Origin of the sequence: Vibrio sp. FE10, assembly GCF_030297155.1 — a bacterium.
In the GTDB taxonomy this organism is placed as follows: Bacteria; Pseudomonadota; Gammaproteobacteria; order Enterobacterales; family Vibrionaceae; genus Vibrio; species Vibrio apostichopi.
Map to the genome: position 1 here is coordinate 2980672 of NZ_AP028067.1, position 20005 is coordinate 3000676.

Annotated in this window: 8 protein-coding genes; 6 read left to right on the forward strand and 2 right to left on the reverse strand. The window is 44.3% G+C overall.

Translation table 11 applies throughout. The annotated features are described in order from the left end of the window. Positions 1-55 precede the first annotated feature (55 nt). A complete protein-coding gene (locus QUF19_RS13295; protein WP_286294579.1) occupies positions 56-9757 on the reverse strand; it encodes a VCBS domain-containing protein in 9702 nt (3233 codons plus the stop codon). Positions 9758-10123: 366 nt separating this feature from the next. On the opposite strand from QUF19_RS13295, the gene QUF19_RS13300 reads away from it, so the two are divergent. From QUF19_RS13300 to QUF19_RS13310, 3 genes are all read left to right on the forward strand, one after another. After that, positions 10124-11437, forward strand: a complete 1314-nt coding sequence (locus QUF19_RS13300) for a TolC family outer membrane protein (protein WP_102435096.1) — start codon at positions 10124-10126, stop codon at positions 11435-11437. Continuing rightward, positions 11437-12048: an OmpA family protein gene (locus QUF19_RS13305; RefSeq protein WP_286294582.1), complete on the forward strand. Its 612-nt coding sequence runs from the start codon at positions 11437-11439 to the stop codon at positions 12046-12048. Before QUF19_RS13300 ends, QUF19_RS13305 begins: the two co-directional genes overlap by 1 nt. 362 nt (positions 12049-12410) lie before the next feature. Next, positions 12411-14069, forward strand: coding sequence for an ABC transporter substrate-binding protein (locus QUF19_RS13310; RefSeq protein WP_286294584.1), 1659 nt, complete (start codon positions 12411-12413; stop codon positions 14067-14069). Positions 14070-14173: 104 nt separating this feature from the next. Here the strand turns inward: QUF19_RS13310 and syd are convergent, their stop codons facing one another. Beyond that, the gene (syd, locus tag QUF19_RS13315; protein WP_102435099.1) at positions 14174-14719 is read right to left on the reverse strand and encodes a SecY-interacting protein; all 546 of its coding nucleotides are present in this window, start codon (positions 14717-14719) and stop codon (positions 14174-14176) included. 131 nt (positions 14720-14850) lie between these two features. Here syd and queF point away from each other — a divergent pair, with 131 nt between their 5' ends. The 3 genes from queF (at position 14851) to QUF19_RS13330 (ending at position 19697) form a co-directional block, all read left to right on the forward strand. After that, the gene (queF, locus tag QUF19_RS13320) at positions 14851-15696 is read left to right on the forward strand and encodes an NADPH-dependent 7-cyano-7-deazaguanine reductase QueF (RefSeq protein ID WP_286294585.1); all 846 of its coding nucleotides are present in this window, start codon (positions 14851-14853) and stop codon (positions 15694-15696) included. A 58-nt stretch (positions 15697-15754) separates the two neighbouring features. Beyond that, complete coding sequence (locus QUF19_RS13325; protein ID WP_286294586.1) at positions 15755-18013, forward strand: tetratricopeptide repeat protein; 2259 nt, start codon at positions 15755-15757, stop codon at positions 18011-18013. Positions 18014-18131: 118 nt separating this feature from the next. Further along, positions 18132-19697: a GGDEF domain-containing protein gene (locus QUF19_RS13330; protein ID WP_286294587.1), complete on the forward strand. Its 1566-nt coding sequence runs from the start codon at positions 18132-18134 to the stop codon at positions 19695-19697. Positions 19698-20005: the final 308 nt, after the last annotated feature.

The following is a 20005-nucleotide window of genomic DNA, read 5'->3' on the forward strand; positions in this document are numbered from 1 at the left end:
GTAGAAAACCAAGAGGTTGGCTTTCTACTTCATTCAACACAAACTAAACCACTTTTTACGTAAAAGTTTGTTGTTGGAACAGCTGTTCTACAATTTCATTGGATGTTGACATAGCGCTCATATCAAATCCTGATAAATCTAAGTTGGTCATCCCAACTGTAACAGATTGGCCAGATTCCGATTCGATCGCTAACTCAATATTACTATCCGCAGATAATGAGGCTGTAACATGCTCTAGTAGCACTTCCATATCAGCAACATCATCTCCAGTCAGGTCAAGAAGGTCTGTGAGGTCAATATTGTCATGACCAAAAGTGAAATCAGTAATTGTATCGCGTGACAAACCATCCACTGAGCCTTGCTCAAAGACAAAAGTGTCTTTGCCCTCTCCCCCCGTCAATATGTCATTACCTAAGCCACCAATGAGCACATCATCACCTTCACCGCCAAGTAAAAAATCATCTCCTTGGTTGCCATGTAAGGTATCACTGCCTTGCTGGCCGAGTAGAATATCAATACTTTCAGAACCAAGAATCGTATTACCTAACTCATCGCCAGAGAGTGTCACACTATCTTGAATGACAGGGGTTGATCCTTTTTCGGTTAGAACTAAGCTAAATACATTGTCACTGTTTTGCCCTTTACCGTCCGTAACCTCAAAAGCAAAATTCATATTTATTTGTTGACCATTCGACAAATTAAAGTTCTCGTCTTGGGTAAAGTTATAACTGCCGTTTGAGTATACTTCCAAGACACCAAACTCTGTTGTCACACTCAGAACACCATTTTCACTAGCAACAGAAGAGGTCACATCGGGTGGCGTATCAAAGCCCATAAACTCGGTATTCATCAATCTAAAGTCATTAGCTTGAGTAGACACCTGTAGCGTATCACCATCGGGGTCGAAGCTACCCGACAATAACTCACCAGCAATAGGCTCCGGCGTATAATGTTTAAGCAGTTGTCCTAAACTTTCTCCAGAGTCTACATATACGACAGTATCAGTAATGCCATTCATTGCATCCGCAACATTTTCGTCACCACGCGTCGCAATACCAATACCATAAACAGAAGCTTGGTTATCTTGAACATATTGCTCCCAGCGGTCACTTAGGTCATCAGCAACCACAGCCCCGTCTCTAGGGTTCGGAGCTCCATCTGACATGAAGAAGATCGAATCATGACTCTCGATTGGCTGCTCTTTAAGTAAAAGATCCCAATCCAGTTCACCTTGAGCGTTTAGGCCATCCTGCCACGGGAAGCTATTAGAACTATCACTTGGTTCCATTACGGCTTCCAAGGCATCATTGTAATCGGTGTTCATTCCTCTATTGTCGATCCAGCACCACTCATTCACATACTTATTGACATCCGTCAGATAAGTAATGTCTGTCGGTTCACGTCCATCCAGTTCCGGCGGACGTGTCATCTCAAGGACGTCACCAAGTTCAAACCAACTTTGCTCTTCAGTTTCACCTGCAAACTTAACCAAGCGAATGTAGCTATTTGAAGCTCCACCTTGTTGTATTAGATCTTCAACCATTTCATGTAGAGCTTCTGCTGCCTTATACGCTCTTGACTCTGTACGTGAAGCAAGAACTTCATCCGGTAAGTCATTATCTCTATACGTATTCGTCCCATCAAAAGTCCGTGTCATACTGCTAGAAACATCAAACACAACTGTAATCTTATTGATAGGTTTCTCTTCTACTTCAGCAAAACCAACTACTGCGGTGTTCTCCGGCGCCCTATTTTCAACGACATTCAGAGTAACTGTAGTTTGATCTAAGTCGCTGCCATCACTAGCTTCTACGATCAATTCATGAGCTGAAGAAAGATCAAAATCTAAAGCGTCTGAATCTTTTAACCAAATATCTCCCGTATTACTGTCTATGCGGAATTTGTCACTATCATCCCCTTTAAGGGTATAAGTGATCGTATCGTTGTCAGGGTCAAATGCTGCAACTTTGCCAACCAAAATTCCGCTTTCATGTTCAGCAACGTCAAAACTAATGGTGTCGGTGGTTGCTAAGCCGTGTCCATCAGAACCTCGAATCTGATCTTCATCATTTGGAGAAATAAATTCTGGGGCTCCGTCTTTGATATTTATTGTAATATCGTTAGTTGCAATGTCACCATCAGCATCAATGACTTTGAATGCAAAGCTTTCACTTTGATCACCATCGACATTATTCGCTTTATAGTCATACCAACCATTTTCAAAATTAATCGTTAACTGGCCAAAGTTCGTTTCTACTTCAAGCAGAGAATGTTCAGAAACTTGTGAAGATATCCCATTAACACCCGTTTTCGATACTGTGCCTGTTTGTTTATCAAACTGGTAATTTTCACCTTTGATTTCAATAGAATTAACCCATTGAATTTCACCGCCAACTTGTGAAAAAACATCACTTTGAACTTCACCAGGAACGGTAGTCACTAAAACATTCTCTACATTTGACTCGTCAACAACTAATGCAGAACCAGAACTAGTCGCCACTGGTTTGAGATAATTCAAAGAAGCACTATCGCCAATACCAAGCGCCCAAATATTATTAAAGGTATGCCCATTAGCTGACACTCCATTTTCCATCGCTAATTCGAGAATCAACTTTTCTTCGGCATCTGTCGGCGCCACTCGACCAGCTAACAAGTCATCATAATGTGATTGGCTGCTAAAATGCGTCGGGTCTAAGTCATCCATTAAGCTTGTTCGAGCTTGAGAGGAATAGAAATCTTGACGAGTCCAGCCACTGAAATCTGAAGGCTGTCCATCAGAGATAAAGTACAACTGGGTATTAGAACCCGCGACTTGGCTAGAAAAACTATCAGCTGAAACAATGTCTTCAACCTGCTCAATCGCTTCATAATAGGGTGTCCAACCAGATGGAGATACAGTAGCAAAGAAATCTGTAATGTCTTGCTCTGACTCGATCCAACTAGAGATTTTACCGCTTGGAGAACCAGAGTGAGTAGCAATTTGGAACTTCACATCTCCCAGTTCATGGTATTTCTCAAACATACTTTTTATTGAAGTTTGTGCAAGATCCCATCTTGTCGTTTGCACGCCATTTGAATCCAGAACGGTATCCTTCATAGAGTCAGATGCATCTAGTGCAATCACGACCGAGTTAGACTGAGGTTGAACATCTTTTATCGTATGTTGATGAACCCCAGCTTCAGGAACAACATCAACCACTTCAATATTTAGCTGAGCTTGCTCCACTTGATGACCGACATCTAGCGAGATATTTAAATCAAGCATCAATGAATCATTACCCTGTTCTAGATGGTCAAGTGCCGCATGTTGCGATACTTGATACTCACCAGTAACCTGATCAATCTTTGCCGAAAGCACATCAACTCGATGACCATTAACCTCAGTAAACGCACTAAATTCTGTTTGGTCTTGAGAAAGTTCAAACTGGACTACCAGACCGTTACTCGTTAAACCAGAAAGATCTTGTGTACTATCGAATCGATACTCCGCGTCTTCCGCTGAACCAAGATCTGCATCAAGTTCACCTTCGACAAATACGGTCTGATTCGCACCTAAGTCAGATTCTTCAAGAGTAACTGATTCATTATCAAGTGAAATAGATTCTCCGATTATGGTAACGGTGACGCTGGCCGTATCCTGCAACCCATCCTCATCTTGAATAGTGTACTCAAACTCTACAGTTTTAACTTCACCTGCACTTAATGATTGCTCTGTTAACGGTAAGCTATCTAGGTACTTTTCTGCATCAAAAACAAATTGACCGTTTTGAAGCGTTATATAGTCCGCCTGTGGATAATCAACAATAGTTAACTCATCGTTTTCTGGATCACTATCATTGGTGAGCACATCTAAAGTTAATAGGCCGGTTCCGTGTGTGTGATAATTACTATCGAAAGACGTCAAATCAGCAGACACTTCAGTAACGAAATATTCGGAACCTTTAGGGTCAATAACCCCATCTTTGTAGCCAATTGCAGACAACTCAATCGTATCAAAGTACCGTCCGGAGGCATCAATAGAAACTAATTGGCTACCACCACGATTTCCTTCAAATATGCCTGTTGCAATTAATTCACCCTCAAAATAGGCTTTCCATACGCCTTGCTCAATACCTGGTTCCCAGCTTCCATTGTTTGTATCTGTCCATAAGTTTTTAACTTCAACTTGAGCATGATTAGCAAGTTGATTATTAGCAAAAGTGAAACTCATCGCTTCACTCTTCTGAGTTGCATCATCGTAACCAATTTGGCCAGATTGAACACGATCAGAAGGGTTATCAAGATCAGAATGTACACCGTACTTATTGTCACCATCCCCGGTGTAATCTGCCAAAGTTGCATCTGCAACTTTTTCTCCAGTTACACTGTCAATTACATAGACATCGACTTTGATATCGTTGCTGGTTATCCAGTTCGATGAATCTAATGTTTTGGTTTCAGTCGTAATGCCTTTGTCATCTAGAGCGGTTGGACCTTCATTAACGTCACCGACTTTTATATGTACTTGAGCGGTATCTGTCTCTCCAGACTCATCGGCAACGAGCACATCTACACTGTAGCTTTCATTGTCTTCGTAGTTGAGTGATACACCAGATTTCAACGAAATTTCACCAGATACAGCATCAATCTGAAAGAGGTCGGTATGATTGTTCAGAGAATAGGTCAATTGACTTGCGCTATCGATGTCAAATGCCCCGACCTGACCAACAGCTTGACCTGGGCTATTTTCAAGCACAGAGAATGAATAAACATCATCATCAACGAGTCCCAAACTGTTTAGGCCATGCGAGTCGTTGTTGCCACTGACAAATTCAGGCTTATCATCTGAGCCCGTGATGGTCACGGCAATCTCATGCGTGCTGCCATCCGCAGTTTCTACCGTGAAGGTGCGGACAATTGGAGTCGAGTCGGTATCCAGCGCTTGGACATCCGCGTGGTCATTGTTGAGTGTGTACGTCCACTCACCGTCCGCATCGATACTGAACGTGCCGTAGTTGTCATCTTGAACATCGGTCTGCGCGGTAAACACCGCTTCGTCTAAATCGGGATCGTCAACATTGAGGTTGCCACCCGTGGTTAGGGTTACGTCTTCTTGCACGGCGCCTTTATCATCACCCGGAACACTTGGGGTGATAACCGCCGCGTCGTCTGAGCCCGTGATGGTCACGGCAATCTCATGCGTGCTGCCGTCGGCAGTCGCAACCGTGAACGTGCGAACAATTGGAGTCGAGTCGGCGTCCAGCGCTTGGACATCCGCGTGGTCATTGTTGAGTGTGTACGTCCACTCACCGTCCGCATCGATACTGAACGTGCCGTAGTTGTCATCTTGAACATCGGTCTGCGCGGTAAACACCGCTTCGTCTAAATCGGGATCGTCAACATTGAGGTTGCCGCCGGTCGTTAATGTCACGTCTTCTTGCACTGCGCCTTTATCATCACCCGGAACACTTGGGGTGATAACCGCCGCGTCATCTGAGCCCGTGATGGTCACGGCAATCTCATGCGTGCTGCCATCCGCAGTTTCTACCGTGAACGTGCGAACAATTGGAGTCGAGTCGGCATCCAGCGCTTGGACATCCGCGTGGTCATTGTTAAGTGTGTACGTCCACTCACCGTCCGCATCTATACTGAAGGTGCCGTAGTTGTCATCTTGAACATCGGTCTGCGCGGTAAACACCGCTTCGTCTAAATCGGGATCGTCAACATTGAGGTTGCCGCCGGTCGTTAGCGTCACGTCTTCTTGCACTGCGCCTTTATCATCACCCGGAACACTTGGGGTGATAACCGCCGCGTCGTCTGAGCCCGTGATGGTCACGGCAATCTCATGCGTGCTGCCATCTGCAGTCGCGACCGTGAAGGTGCGAACAATTGGAGTCGAGTCGGCATCCAGCGCTTGGACATCCGCGTGGTCATTGTTGAGTGTGTACGTCCACTCACCGTCCGCATCGATACTGAAGGTGCCGTAGTTGTCATCTTGAACATCGGTCTGCGCGGTAAACACCGCTTCGTCTAAATCGGGATCGTCAACATTGAGGTTGCCACCCGTGGTTAGGGTTACGTCTTCTTGCACGGCGCCTTTATCATCACCCGGAACACTTGGGGTGATAACCGCCGCGTCGTCTGAGCCCGTGATGGTCACGGCAATCTCATGCGTGCTGCCATCCGCAGTTTCTACCGTGAACGTGCGAACAATTGGAGTCGAGTCGGCGTCCAGCGCTTGGACATCCGCGTGGTCATTGTTGAGTGTGTACGTCCACTCACCGTCCGCATCGATACTGAACGTGCCGTAGTTGTCATCTTGAACATCGGTCTGCGCGGTAAACACCGCTTCGTCTAAATCGGGATCGTCAACATTGAGGTTGCCGCCGGTCGTTAATGTCACGTCTTCTTGCACTGCGCCTTTATCATCACCCGGAACACTTGGGGTGATAACCGCCGCGTCATCTGAGCCCGTGATGGTCACGGCAATCTCATGCGTGCTGCCATCTGCAGTCGCGACCGTGAACGTGCGAACAATTGGAGTCGAGTCGGCATCCAGCGCTTGGACATCCGCGTGGTCATTGTTGAGTGTGTACGTCCACTCACCGTCTGCATCGATACTGAAGGTGCCGTAGTTGCCATCTTGAACATCGGTCTGCGCGGTAAACACCGCTTCGTCTAAATCTGGATCGTCAACATTGAGGTTGCCGCCGGTCGTTAGCGTCACGTCTTCTTGCACTGCGCCTTTATCATCACCCGGAACACTTGGGGTGATAACCGCCGCGTCGTCTGAGCCCGTGATGGTCACGGCAATCTCATGCGTGCTGCCATCCGCAGTCGCGACCGTGAACGTGCGAACAATTGGAGTCGAGTCGGCATCCAGCGCTTGGACATCCGCGTGGTCATTGTTGAGTGTGTACGTCCACTCACCGTCCGCATCGATACTGAAGGTGCCGTAGTTGTCATCTTGAACATCGGTCTGCGCGGTAAACACCGCTTCGTCTAAATCTGGATCGTCAACATTGAGGTTGCCGCTGGTCGTTAGCGTCACGTCTTCTTGCACTGCGCCTTTATCATCACCCGGAACACTTGGGGTGATAACCGCCGCGTCGTCTGAGCCCGTGATGGTCACGGCAATCTCATGCGTGCTGCCATCCGCAGTTTCTACCGTGAACGTGCGAACAATTGGAGTCGAGTCGGCATCCAGCGCTTGGACATCCGCGTGGTCATTGTTGAGCGTGTACGTCCACTCACCGTCTGCATCGATACTGAAGGTGCCGTAGTTGCCATCTTGAACATCGGTCTGCGCGGTAAACACCGCTTCGTCTAAATCTGGATCGTCAACATTGAGGTTGCCGCCGGTCGTTAGCGTCACGTCTTCTTGCACTGCGCCTTTATCATCACCCGGAACACTTGGGGTGATAACCGCCGCGTCGTCTGAGCCCGTGATGGTCACGGCAATCTCATGCGTGCTGCCATCCGCAGTCGCGACCGTGAACGTGCGAACAATTGGAGTCGAGTCGGCATCCAGCGCTTGGACATCCGCGTGGTCATTGTTGAGTGTGTACGTCCACTCACCGTCTGCATCGATACTGAACGTGCCGTAGTTGTCATCTTGAACATCGGTCTGCGCGGTAAACACCGCTTCGTCTAAATCTGGATCGTCAACATTGAGGTTGCCGCTGGTCGTTAGCGTCACGTCTTCTTGCACTGCGCCTTTATCATCACCCGGAACACTTGGGGTGATAACCGCCGCGTCGTCTGAGCCCGTGATGGTCACGGCAATCTCATGCGTGCTGCCATCCGCAGTTTCTACCGTGAACGTGCGAACAATTGGAGTCGAGTCGGCATCCAGCGCTTGGACATCCGCGTGGTCATTGTTGAGCGTGTACGTCCACTCACCGTCTGCATCGATACTGAAGGTGCCGTAGTTGCCATCTTGAACATCGGTCTGCGCGGTAAACACCGCTTCGTCTAAATCTGGATCGTCAACATTGAGGTTGCCACCCGTGGTTAGGGTTACGTCCTCTTGCACTGCGCCTTTATCATCACCCGGAACACTTGGGGTGATAACCGCCGCGTCGTCTGAGCCCGTGATGGTCACGGCAATCTCATGCGTGCTGCCATCTGCAGTCGCGACCGTGAACGTGCGAACAATTGGAGTCGAGTCGGCATCCAGCGCTTGGACATCCGCGTGGTCATTGTTGAGTGTGTACGTCCACTCACCGTCTGCATCGATACTGAACGTGCCGTAGTTATCATCTTGAACATCGGTCTGCGCGGTAAACACCGCTTCGTCTAAATCTGGATCGTCAACATTGAGGTTGCCGCTGGTCGTTAGCGTCACGTCTTCTTGCACTGCGCCTTTATCATCACCCGGAACACTTGGGGTGATAACCGCCGCGTCGTCTGAGCCCGTGATGGTCACGGCAATCTCATGCGTGCTGCCATCCGCAGTTTCTACCGTGAACGTGCGAACAATTGGAGTCGAGTCGGCATCCAGCGCTTGGACATCCGCGTGGTCATTGTTGAGCGTGTACGTCCACTCACCGTCTGCATCGATACTGAAGGTGCCGTAGTTGCCATCTTGAACATCGGTCTGCGCGGTAAACACCGCTTCGTCTAAATCTGGATCGTCAACATTGAGGTTGCCACCCGTGGTTAGGGTTACGTCCTCTTGCACTGCGCCTTTATCATCACCCGGAACACTTGGGGTGATAACCGCCGCGTCGTCTGAGCCCGTGATGGTCACGGCAATCTCATGCGTGCTGCCATCTGCAGTCGCGACCGTGAACGTGCGAACAATTGGAGTCGAGTCGGCATCCAGCGCTTGGACATCCGCGTGGTCATTGTTGAGCGTGTACGTCCACTCACCGTCTGCATCGATACTGAAGGTGCCGTAGTTGCCATCTTGAACATCGGTCTGCGCGGTAAACACCGCTTCGTCTAAATCTGGATCGTCAACATTGAGGTTGCCACCCGTGGTTAGGGTTACGTCCTCTTGCACTGCGCCTTTATCATCACCCGGAACACTTGGGGTGATAACCGCCGCGTCGTCTGAGCCCGTGATGGTCACGGCAATCTCATGCGTGCTGCCATCTGCAGTCGCGACCGTGAACGTGCGAACAATTGGAGTCGAGTCGGCATCCAGCGCTTGGACATCCGCGTGGTCATTGTTGAGTGTGTACGTCCACTCACCGTCCGCATCGATACTGAACGTGCCGTAGTGGCCGTCTTGAACATCGGTCTGCGCGGTAAACACCGCTTCGTCTAAATCTGGATCGTCAACATTGAGGTTGCCACCGGTGGTTAGGGTTACATCTTCTTGTAAATCACCTTTATCACTTCCAGTGATAATAGCGGCTACTGACTCAGGAATAACATCAATCGTAGAATTCAAAACAGTGTTCAACGTGACTTGTTGAGCTTCAGTCAGCCCCTTGGTCTCAAAGAACGTTTTCGCTAAAACTTCCACCCCATCCCTTTCAATACTTCCAGAGGTTATCAAACTAGAGCCACTAACATCTCCAGCCGCGGTTGCAAATTCACTCCCCAATAAAGTAGGATCTAAGCCGTCTTCAAGAGCATTGAATAACGCAATAACATCAGGTGATATGTCAATATTTTCGTGTTGATCAACAAACGTAATTTCAGGTTCTTTATTACCGTCAAAGGTTTCGACAATAATTTCACCAGGAAATAACTGCTGTCCAGGTTCGACTACTTTAATTTTACCATCTAAACCAATAACAACATGCGTTTCTACTGCTAACTTCATTCTGTCGACCACTGCTCGTACCCCTTAGAAATCATCGATTAGATTCATCAATCAAACCCAACACAACAAGCTCATTTATTGACAATAAAAATAACTGGGTAATTTATCATCAAACAGCCCTTATAAAACACGCACTTTTATAGGCCTAAATTTTCATGTTTTAAATTTGTTTTATTTTTATTCAAACAATAATATTTTATTAAGACATTAACAATCGAAGAAGTGACATATATTTTTCGATTAAAAATAAGTTTGTCAGTTGAAATAGCCTAAAAAATGAATGCCCCCCCTTAAGCATGGTCATTCAACCTAAATCAATAAAAACAAATAATGATTTAAATATTATTAACAAATTGGAGAATTTCTTTGAAGCTAATTTACTGTAGCTTACTGTGCTGTGGGCTTTTATTACCACTACCTTCTTGGGCACAATCGTTAGAGCAAGCGATATCGCAAACCTTTGCTACAAATCCAGAAATAAAAAGTGCGTTTAATGAATATATAAGCAAACGCTATTTAATTGATGCCTCTACAGGAGCCTATAAACCAAGCTTAGATTTAGATGCAGGGATAGGATATGAAGCAATTAATCCGGCTTCCGGAATCGCTCGCGGATCAACTGAAATGACACGTAGAGAAGCAGCTCTTACGCTAAATCAGTTGATATGGGATGGTTCAAAAACTCTGAATGATATTGATCGTGTCTCCGCAGATGCCGAATCAATTCGACTACAGCTATTATCGAATGCACAAAATACAGCACTCGACGTAGTAAGAATTTATATTGAGACTATTGAAGGCTTTGAGATTCTCGCTCTATCGGAAAGTAATCTTGCGACACACGAAAAGATATACATCGACATAAAAAAGCGTACTGATTCAGGTATCAGTTCAACTGCCGATCTTACTCAAATAGAAGCACGTCTAGCAAAAGCTCACAGTAATTTAATCGCAGCTGAAAACAACTTGATTGACTCAAAAACTACTTTCATTCGCCTTGTTGGCGAAGCGCCTCAGTCACTTGTTTTTCCTCGAGCCGATAAAAACTTTATCCCATTAACGTTAGAGCTAGCTCAAGAGCAAGCCTATGAATCTCATCCTGTTATTAAAATATCACAAGTGGATGTTGAGTCTGCGAAATTTCAATATAAACAAAGCCAGTCGAACTACTTTCCAACCCTTTCATTTGAAGCTAAACAGAGCTGGAAGGAGGATGCTGGAGGAATAAAAGGTAGTAGCGATGAAACAACAGCGATGATACGACTTAATTATAATCTTTATAATGGAGGTCGAGATTCAGCTAAGAGTTCAGAAATGGCTTACCAATTAAACAAAGCCAAAGATTTACGGGAGAGAGCATATCGCGCAGTTAAAGAAGAGCTAGAACTGTCTTGGAGCGCTTTAGAAATGACATCTCAACAAAAGGTGTTCCTAGCAGATCATGTGGACTCAGCTTCCGAAACCGTCATTGCTTACGAAAAACAATACTTAATAGGCAAACGTACTTTGCTCGATCTTTTGAATACTGAAAATGAACTTTTCGAGTCACGAAAAGGTTACGTAGAAGCCAAATATTCCGAACAATACGCAAAATATAGAGTCCTTACCTCCACAGGCAACCTATTGAATGCATTGAGAGTTAACTTACCCAAAGAGTGGACAGATAAGGTGGATTACTAATGTACAAACAAACCATTTTTTGGTCTTTTCTATTTTTTACTTTTAACATTCAAGCAAGTGATGAGATTAGTTACATCCCAACCCCTAGTGTAAGTCAAGTTGCAGACCAGTTTGACCAAGATAGTGATGGGGTCATAAATGAAAGAGACCTTTGTCCAGATACCCCTCAATTTGCTGAGATAGACAATGATGGATGTGGCAGCCTTGTTGAGACAGAGGATTCATATGTTATTCGAATCTTATTCAATAATGACTCCGATACAATAAATTCAATTTATGATCAGCAAATCGAAGGTATGGTTAACTTTTTAAAGCAGTATCCGAATACCGCAATTGAGATTCAAGGTTACGCCAGCAACGTCGGAAACCACCAATACAACATGACTCTATCAACACGTAGAGCTAAACAAGTTCGTAACAAAATAATAAATTTAGGTATAAAAGAAAGTCGAATAAGGATTATAGGCTTCGGTGATACTCAACTAAGTTCACCAGGTATTGATGAAATTAGCCATGCTCTAAATAGAAAGGTTACAGCCACAGTCGTAGGGTATAAAGGTGAAGTAAAAGAAGAGTGGAATATATTTACAACTCTTCCCAAAGCACATTAATTCAATAAGATGGAATGTTCTGCATTCCATCTGTTGTCTCAATATTGAGAAATTAACGAAATAAACATTAAAATATTGGTAATCAATATATTTATTACAATCAACAAAACAACACAGACATATTAATTTTATTAACTATGAATTATAAACAGTCACTTTTATCACTACCTTATCATTAGTAAAAAACAATATGAAACTAACAGTACATACAAGCAACCTCATTGCTACCTGTAAAATTTAACAATATAAACGGAAATGTACATGTACTCCCTAAACTACATTTAGGTTAATTAAAATATAGTTCCACGCTTGCATTAAATTTACACCAAAGCCAAAGAAAAACATTATACGGCGATCAAAACATGACTGAGACATGCCTTCGTAGGCTAAACCAATTATTGAGCCACTATGAGCATTCAATACTTTATGATGTAAACTTAGACGATCTAGAAAATGTCTTTGCCACCTCTCGACGTAACACTTCAAATATTCTAAAAATCTTAGGAGATTGCAATTGGATTTTATGGAAACCAGGTATAGGGAGAGGAAAAAATAGCACAATACAAATAACTGTGTCGATGTACCAAGCTATCTATCAAACTCTTAGTCGTGAACTCGTATCAAGTAACTTTGATGCCATTGCTAAAATCTTGTGTACCCATCAAGAAATAGCGGCCAATGCTCTGAACCATGCGATGCTAGAGGCCAATAGGAACAAAGAAAAGTCGCATTCTCTAGTGATATCCCAATACCCTTGGGTTGATGAACTAAACCCCACTTTAACTTACCGATTTTCAGAGCTGCAAGTAACTCGTAGCCTTTACGACACCTTACTTATAGTGAATAAGCAGGGAAAATTAGAGGCACAACTAGCATATGATTACAAAGTCGAAGGAAAACATATTTACCTCTGGATCCGACCAGAGGTGACTTGCCATGATGGCCTCCCTCTAACTATAAATGATGTAATCTATAGCCTAAAAGTACTCAAAAACACTCGAGGCCCAGTTAACCTCTTATTCCAGCAAGTTGAAGATATCTATTTTTCAGAATCTGAAGGAGCTGTTTGCATGCTGTTAGAAAGTGAGAACCCTCTTTTTTTGTACTGTCTCGCTATAGCTAATGCTTCGATCATTACCAGCCGCAATATTTCCTTTTCTAAGAAGAAAGCTATACCAATAGGTACTGGTCCATTTTCACTATCTTGTTGGGATCAAGACAAAATAATACTAAGAAAAAACCCGCATTATTTTTCTAAAAGCGCTTTACTTCAAGAAATCACACTCTCACATCAAGAAAGCAAAATTGAGCACCTTGTACGTTACAATCACCCAGATCTCGAAACGGAAAATCACCTAATTCAAGCCTTTTCGTACGTGGCATACAACATGCGTAATAATAGTGATATATCCCCCAGCATCATCCAAAACCTTTTTAAGTACCTAAAATCAATTCGGAATCAATATAGCGTAAGCGAAAATTTACATCCTATGACACTAAATGAATCTTCGTCATGCTCTATAAATCCGATTTCGACACCTATTTTGAATGGAAATTTAGTGTTCGCGCATCCTAAATGGACAATCAAGTACCTTGAAAATATTTCTAACTGGATAATTCAAAAGATATCCGAAACAGGTATATCGGTAGAAGTCGTTATCTTATCTAATGCTAGCGCACCAGAAATGATTCGGGACAAAGCAGACCTTCTTTTTGTGGAAGAAGTTGTTGAACAGCCTTTGGAGTATGGTCTTTATGAGTGGATGTTAACTAGTACTGCGATTCGATTTATCTACCCTTACGAACAGCTTTTAACACATGCATCAAATCTACATCAGCGGTTAGTTGCTAAAGAGCAGCAGCAACAGCTGATCAAGATGTTTGATCAACTATGTACTGAAGATGTTTTGCTTCCACTTTTTTGGGGAAAAGAAGAGGTTGTCCAAGCGAAACAAGTCAATGGGCTTTATATCGATAAGTCAGGGTACAGTGATTTTTATAAACTTTGGATAAAAAGTTAACCAATAATACACTCAGTCGTCAACCTAGACTTAGGTTGACGACGTTACGCTTCGAGTTTGCTCGAAGTGGTGCTTCACTAAGCGGTACATGAGATGAGATCACATCATACCGCTGGTTGTAACTTTTCTAAGAATTCTGCCAATGTCTCGGCTAGTACATCACGATTTTTGGTGCCTAAGCGCTCTAGAATCACGTTACCCGTCAGGTTACAGATAGAGATAACATCCAATTCAGCGTCAGTCGCTGCGATGAAAACTGTTGGCTTTAACTTCAAACGACGTTGGGTCACTAGGTGACCTAAAATATTTTCTTGCAGGCATTCGAAGTCTTCATCACTCCAAATCTGTAATAACGTCAGATCGTTACCATCAAAGGTTGCGTTCATATCTGCGCTGTATTGTGCGCCGTAGAAAGTTTTGATGTCTTCATGCAGCGTCAACTCGATACCTGTTTCAACGTTAGTGAAATCAGCGAATTGCTCACGTGGATAGTTTTTCCATAACACGGCATCGCCGCTCTTTTCTTCTACGCAAGGCGACACAATATCCACCAACTCCTCATTGCGAGGTAAACTTTGGTGTTGCAGTTGCCACGCGTCAACGTATCGCTGACTAAAAGAAAGTAGTGCGTCTTGAGCACGTTGAGTCATGAAAATCTCCTAAACACAAAATAATAAATAGAATCGGGGACCTTTCCGTGCCGATTAAGCGATGACTTAATGACAGGGTAATGGGGATTCAGTAAAATCGACCCCATTCTAATCGAATTTGAAACGAAAGTATGAGCAAATATTCTGACGCAAAAGAGCTAGCGGGTTTAACCCTAGGCCAAAAAACTGAGTACTCTAACCAATACGATGCAAGTTTATTGCAGCCAGTACCTCGTAGCCTGAATCGTGATGACCTTGCGCTAAACGGTGACCTGCCTTTTGTTGGCCATGATATTTGGACGATGTACGAACTTTCGTGGCTAAACAGCAACGGCCTACCACAAGTGGCTGTGGGTGAAGTTTTCATCCCAGCAACCAGCCCAAATTTAATTGAATCAAAATCTTTCAAGCTTTACTTGAACAGCTACAACCAGACTCAATTTGAAAATTGGAACCAAGTCACTGAACGTCTTACTCAAGATCTGTCGGCATGTGCGGGCGAAACGGTGATTGTGAACGTAAACTCAGTAACGGATTACACCAACCAGCCTATCGTAACGATGGAAGGCGACTGTATCGACAACCAAGACATCCAAATCGCCAGCTACGATTTTGAAGCGTCACTGCTTGAAGGGGCTGCTGGAGAGCAAGATGTTGAAGAAACACTGCACAGCCACCTGTTGAAGTCGAACTGTTTGATCACCAACCAACCGGATTGGGGCAGCGTTGAGATCGCATATTCAGGTAAGCAAATTGACCGTGAAGCTCTGCTACGCTATTTAGTTTCTTTCCGTGAGCACAATGAATTCCACGAACAATGTGTTGAACGTATCTTCACTGATATCATGAAATACTGTGGGCCATCGAAGCTAACCGTGTTCGCACGTTACACGCGTCGTGGTGGTCTGGATATCAACCCATACCGTTCAACAGAGCAAGATAGACCAAGCCACAATAAGCGTATGGCTCGCCAATAATCAGGCGCAAAGCACTTACTCTTATTTGAAACTATCCAATCTTTAAAGGGACATTGAAATGCGTTGGTTATACGTTGTTAGTCTATTTATTTTAAGCTTCAGTACATCGGTCAATGCGTCGGTCTACTCGTCGGCGTTACTCAACGAGGCTAACAACCTTGTAGAGATTGAGCCGAGCCAAGCAAAACAAATGGCCAACAGTTACCTAACGCTGCGTGTCCTTTCTGATCAACGCGAGAAAAGCCCATCAGCGATTTCTCGCGAAGAGACTGACTCTTCGATTCGAACGCCAAACAGCAGCATCGATGCCTACAAAATCTTAGCGAAGGCTGAGTACAACCTTGGCCATACTCACACTGCCATTCAGCACATCGAAGAAGCCTCTGCACTTGCGAAGACTTATAAACTTGAATATCTGAAGCTTGATCTGCAAATACTGAAAGTTAGATTGCTTTGGCTCAGTGATAAAAAGTCGACGAAAGCAAAAACTGAACTCGCCAGTATTGAAGCGAGCCTAGAATCCGTCAACAAAACGCTGCGACTAACGGAAGGCATCACCTATCGGTTAATCATGTTGAAGGCGGAGATCGCCTCTTATGAAAACAAAATCGACGAAGCCGAAAAGTACTACCAAGAGGCAAAAACGTTCCTAGATCAGCGCTACTCTGAAAAAGTCACCATCGATTACCATATCTCTGTTGGTGAGTTTTACCTGACCCACAAAGAATATAACCACGCGCTCTCTGAATTGTTGTATGGCTACTGGAAATCAGTAGAAGGCAACCTGAGCTCACGCTTGGCTAAAGTAAACCGCCTGCTTGCGCAGCTTTTCTTCGAGCGACAAGTTTTAGACAAAGCGCTAGAACACCTTTCTCAAGCCGCTGATTTTTATGATAACTTCGAAAATTCGCCCGTCTTAGCGCAAGTGCTTAAGAAAATGGGTGATGTGTACTTCTTCCAAGGCAAATACAACCTTGCCCTCGTGCATTTCTTCAACGTTCTTGATCACGAAAGTACTGACCGAGATATCCACCAAGTCATTGATATTCGACTCAGTTTATCGGCAACCTATCTGCGTCTTTATAACTACCCATTGGCCGAGCAATACCTAACACGCGCCCTTGAACTGCTTGAATACACAGATATTCCCAAGCTAGAAGGTCGTGCTGCATTGCTCTCTGCAGGGCTCGCTTATCACCTTCAGCAGAGTGAGGATGTGATTAAACATGCCACTCGCGCACTGGAGATCTCGCGCCAGGTTGAGAATATGCGCCTTTCGCAGCGTTCATACTACTTACTCTCTTTGGGTTATGAACAGGCAGGAAAACCGCAACAGGCTTTAGAAAACCTTAAGCAGTACAATAGCTTGGTTTCTTTAGAACAACAGAAGCTGAACCGCGTTGGTGAAGATGCTTTCCGCCAACAGAAAGAGTTCGCCGAGCAAACTCTGCATTATGCCGGACAGGCCCAAGAGCTAGAAAAGTACAAACTGGAACATCGTAAGTTCCAGAAAATATCGTTCGCCCTATTTTTGTTCAGCATTATCTTGTTCTTCTTTGTGCTGCGCCGTGGTTACCTCATTCAAACCTTGGCCAAAGAAGTCGACTCACTGCGAACAGACTTGTTTACACACTCGCGTTCTAAGCTGCCTAATCTCAGAATGCTGAATGCGAAGCTGTCCAACTCACTAGAACAAACCAGCCAGACCTTCGAACAGTGGCAACTTGGCGAGCTCATTCATGAACCATTGAATGACCGTCTGCGCTTCGTGATGATTGACTTACCTTTCCTACGTAACATGTATACGCAGAACGGTTATAAAGCGGGTCTAGAGTTAGAAGACGCTTTCGGTGAGTTCCTAAAATCAAAGCTTGAAGGCCCAGCTCGTGTCTATCATTTCTCCGACGCGAACCTGCTTTACATCGAACCTAACTCAGACCGAGATTCGTCACCCGAGGCGATGTTTAAAAAGATTCAATCTTGGATTACCAACTTTGAACCGAAGCGTAATATCAACCGAACAATTCGCATGGGCATCGCTGACTACCCATTCTTGCCTAGAGCTTACACCGCGATTAACGACCAAGAGTTGTTAGATGTATTGTTAATGTCGACGAACCTAGCGCGTGAAATTAGTCTTAAAGAGCGAAGCAGTCAATGGGTGTATCTCAAAGCCATTGATAATGCGCCCGCAGCAAGCCTTGCAACAGGTAACATAAGAGAAGCTTGTAAACATGCGATTAATCAAGGGTTAATAAAAATACAATCGTCCTACCAGAATGAGGACAACATCAAAAAAATGCTAAAAGATGACTGATTTGCGAGCGGTTGAGACCTGCAACTCGTGACCTTATTTTCAGTTTTGTTATTATCGATGCAATGGAATTTCATCTAAATGATCGTGATCGGTCTACTCGGCGCTAATTAATACATCTATGGGCATTCTCGAACAAGACATTCACGCGCAACTCCACCAGCTGAAAGTTCAGTTGGAACAAGTTCGTTTGACACAGAGAGACACCTCGTTCAAGTTTATTAGAGAGCAAAAAGTTCTAAAGCGTATCGTCACATCATTAAGTGACGCGTGTGTTGGAAGTAACGAACACTTAGATGAAAACCTTATTGCCCTGCGGGAAGAGCTAGAAAAGCAAAAAGACATCAGCTCAATGATCCCAAAGTTGGCAGTCTTAGAAAGGATGCTCAAGCAGAAAACGTTGGCTATGGATAAACAGAACGGATATCTGGACGATAGCATTAAGCATAGTGGTGAAACGCTACAACGCATAACTGGTCTTCCAGCGCAGTTGAAACGCGACCTACGAAACTTACTTAGCTTCTCCGAATGCAATGGCAGTCAGAAAGTTGACCACGCCATGAAGCTTCTCAGTATTTATGAGCGTGCCATAAAGATTATGGCGAACAACTCTCGCACTCATTTTGGCGATACGGCTCAATCTCCTGAGCAAGAATTACTTTCGGACCTTTCCACAGAATTACAGCACTTGATCACTGAACTCGACTTCGAGGGTGAATCAGGTGACTTACTTATCGATATTCGAGCAAAGCTACTGCTGGGTGTTTCAACACAAAACCTACTTGAGTTGTCACTTCAGATCCTCAAACTGGTGATTGAAGGCACTAATTTAGAGCGTAAGAAATCCGAACAGTTTATCGACCAGCTCAATGCATCACTCTCTTCGAGTATCAAAACAGCAGACCAAAATACCGATCAAAGCCAAAGCTATTTTGAACACCGCCAAGGCCTTAACTCAGAGTTAAGCGACCTTGTCGTCAAAAGCCAAAGCTCGGTTGATAAAGCCACTGACATTACTGTCTTGAAACAGTCGATCAATCCGCTGCTTAGCGAGATAGCCTCCCTGTCAGAGCGACTCAATCATGCAGAGCAAAAAGAACAAGCTTTGATCGAGAGAATGAGTTACGGAAAAACTCAATTAGACTCTCTCTACGAAGTGACCCAAGACTACAGAAAACGTCTTGAAGATCAGGCTCAGCGTATGCTGCTTGATCCACTCACTAAGGTCTACAATCGCACCGCTTTTACCGATCGCTTGGAGCTTGAGTACCGTCGTTGGATTCGCGCGCAACACTCGCTGCGAGTCGTGCTATTAGACATCGATAATTTTAAAGCCATTAACGATAGCTTTGGTTATACCGCGGGTGATAAAGCACTTAAGATCATCGCAAGAACCATCACCAAAGAAGTCGGTATTACTGATACTGTGGCTCGTTTTTCTGGTGAAGAGTTCGTCTTGTTACTCCCAGAACAAACGGATGAATATTGCCATCAGGTGATTCAAAACATTCAAGCTCAAGTTAGCCGCCTACCTTTTAAATTCCGCGACCAACAGATCACGATTACTCTTTGTGCGGCAAGCACTCAGTTTAAAGAATCTGATACACCGGAAGAAGTGCTAGAGCGATTAAATAAGACGCTGAATAAAGCAAAACAACGTGGTACCAACCAACTCATATCGCACTAAGCCAGCCCAACGTTTAATTTATTTCATTTTTTCAAATACTTATCACATACCAATTCCCTCAATGTTTGCTAAGCTAATGATTAACATTCGCTTAACAAGCATTTTTGACAAGCAATACGTATATAAGCTTTTAAGTCTCTGTATATATGAACCTAAGAATCAGTGTATACGTACTTAAGCATCTGTATATAGGCTCTTAAGCCATTCTAACTAAGTCATTAAGCAACGCTGTCGTAACCGTTTCGTCTGGTTAACTCTCTCACCTTTAACCAAACACTTTCAACGTTTGCTTCTCACTCTCGAGCCAG

What these genes read in the sequence shown, in the direction of transcription:
- QUF19_RS13295 (WP_286294579.1), bottom strand. Translation starts at nt 9,757, where the DNA reads ATGAAGTTAGCAGTAGAAACGCATGTTGTTATTGGTTTAGATGGTAAA.
- QUF19_RS13305 (WP_286294582.1), top strand. Translation starts at nt 11,437, where the DNA reads ATGTACAAACAAACCATTTTTTGGTCTTTTCTATTTTTTACTTTTAAC.
- QUF19_RS13310 (WP_286294584.1), top strand. Translation starts at nt 12,411, where the DNA reads ATGACTGAGACATGCCTTCGTAGGCTAAACCAATTATTGAGCCACTAT.
- syd (WP_102435099.1), bottom strand. Translation starts at nt 14,719, where the DNA reads ATGACTCAACGTGCTCAAGACGCACTACTTTCTTTTAGTCAGCGATAC.
- queF (WP_286294585.1), top strand. Translation starts at nt 14,851, where the DNA reads ATGAGCAAATATTCTGACGCAAAAGAGCTAGCGGGTTTAACCCTAGGC.
- QUF19_RS13325 (WP_286294586.1), top strand. Translation starts at nt 15,755, where the DNA reads ATGCGTTGGTTATACGTTGTTAGTCTATTTATTTTAAGCTTCAGTACA.
- QUF19_RS13330 (WP_286294587.1), top strand. Translation starts at nt 18,132, where the DNA reads ATGGGCATTCTCGAACAAGACATTCACGCGCAACTCCACCAGCTGAAA.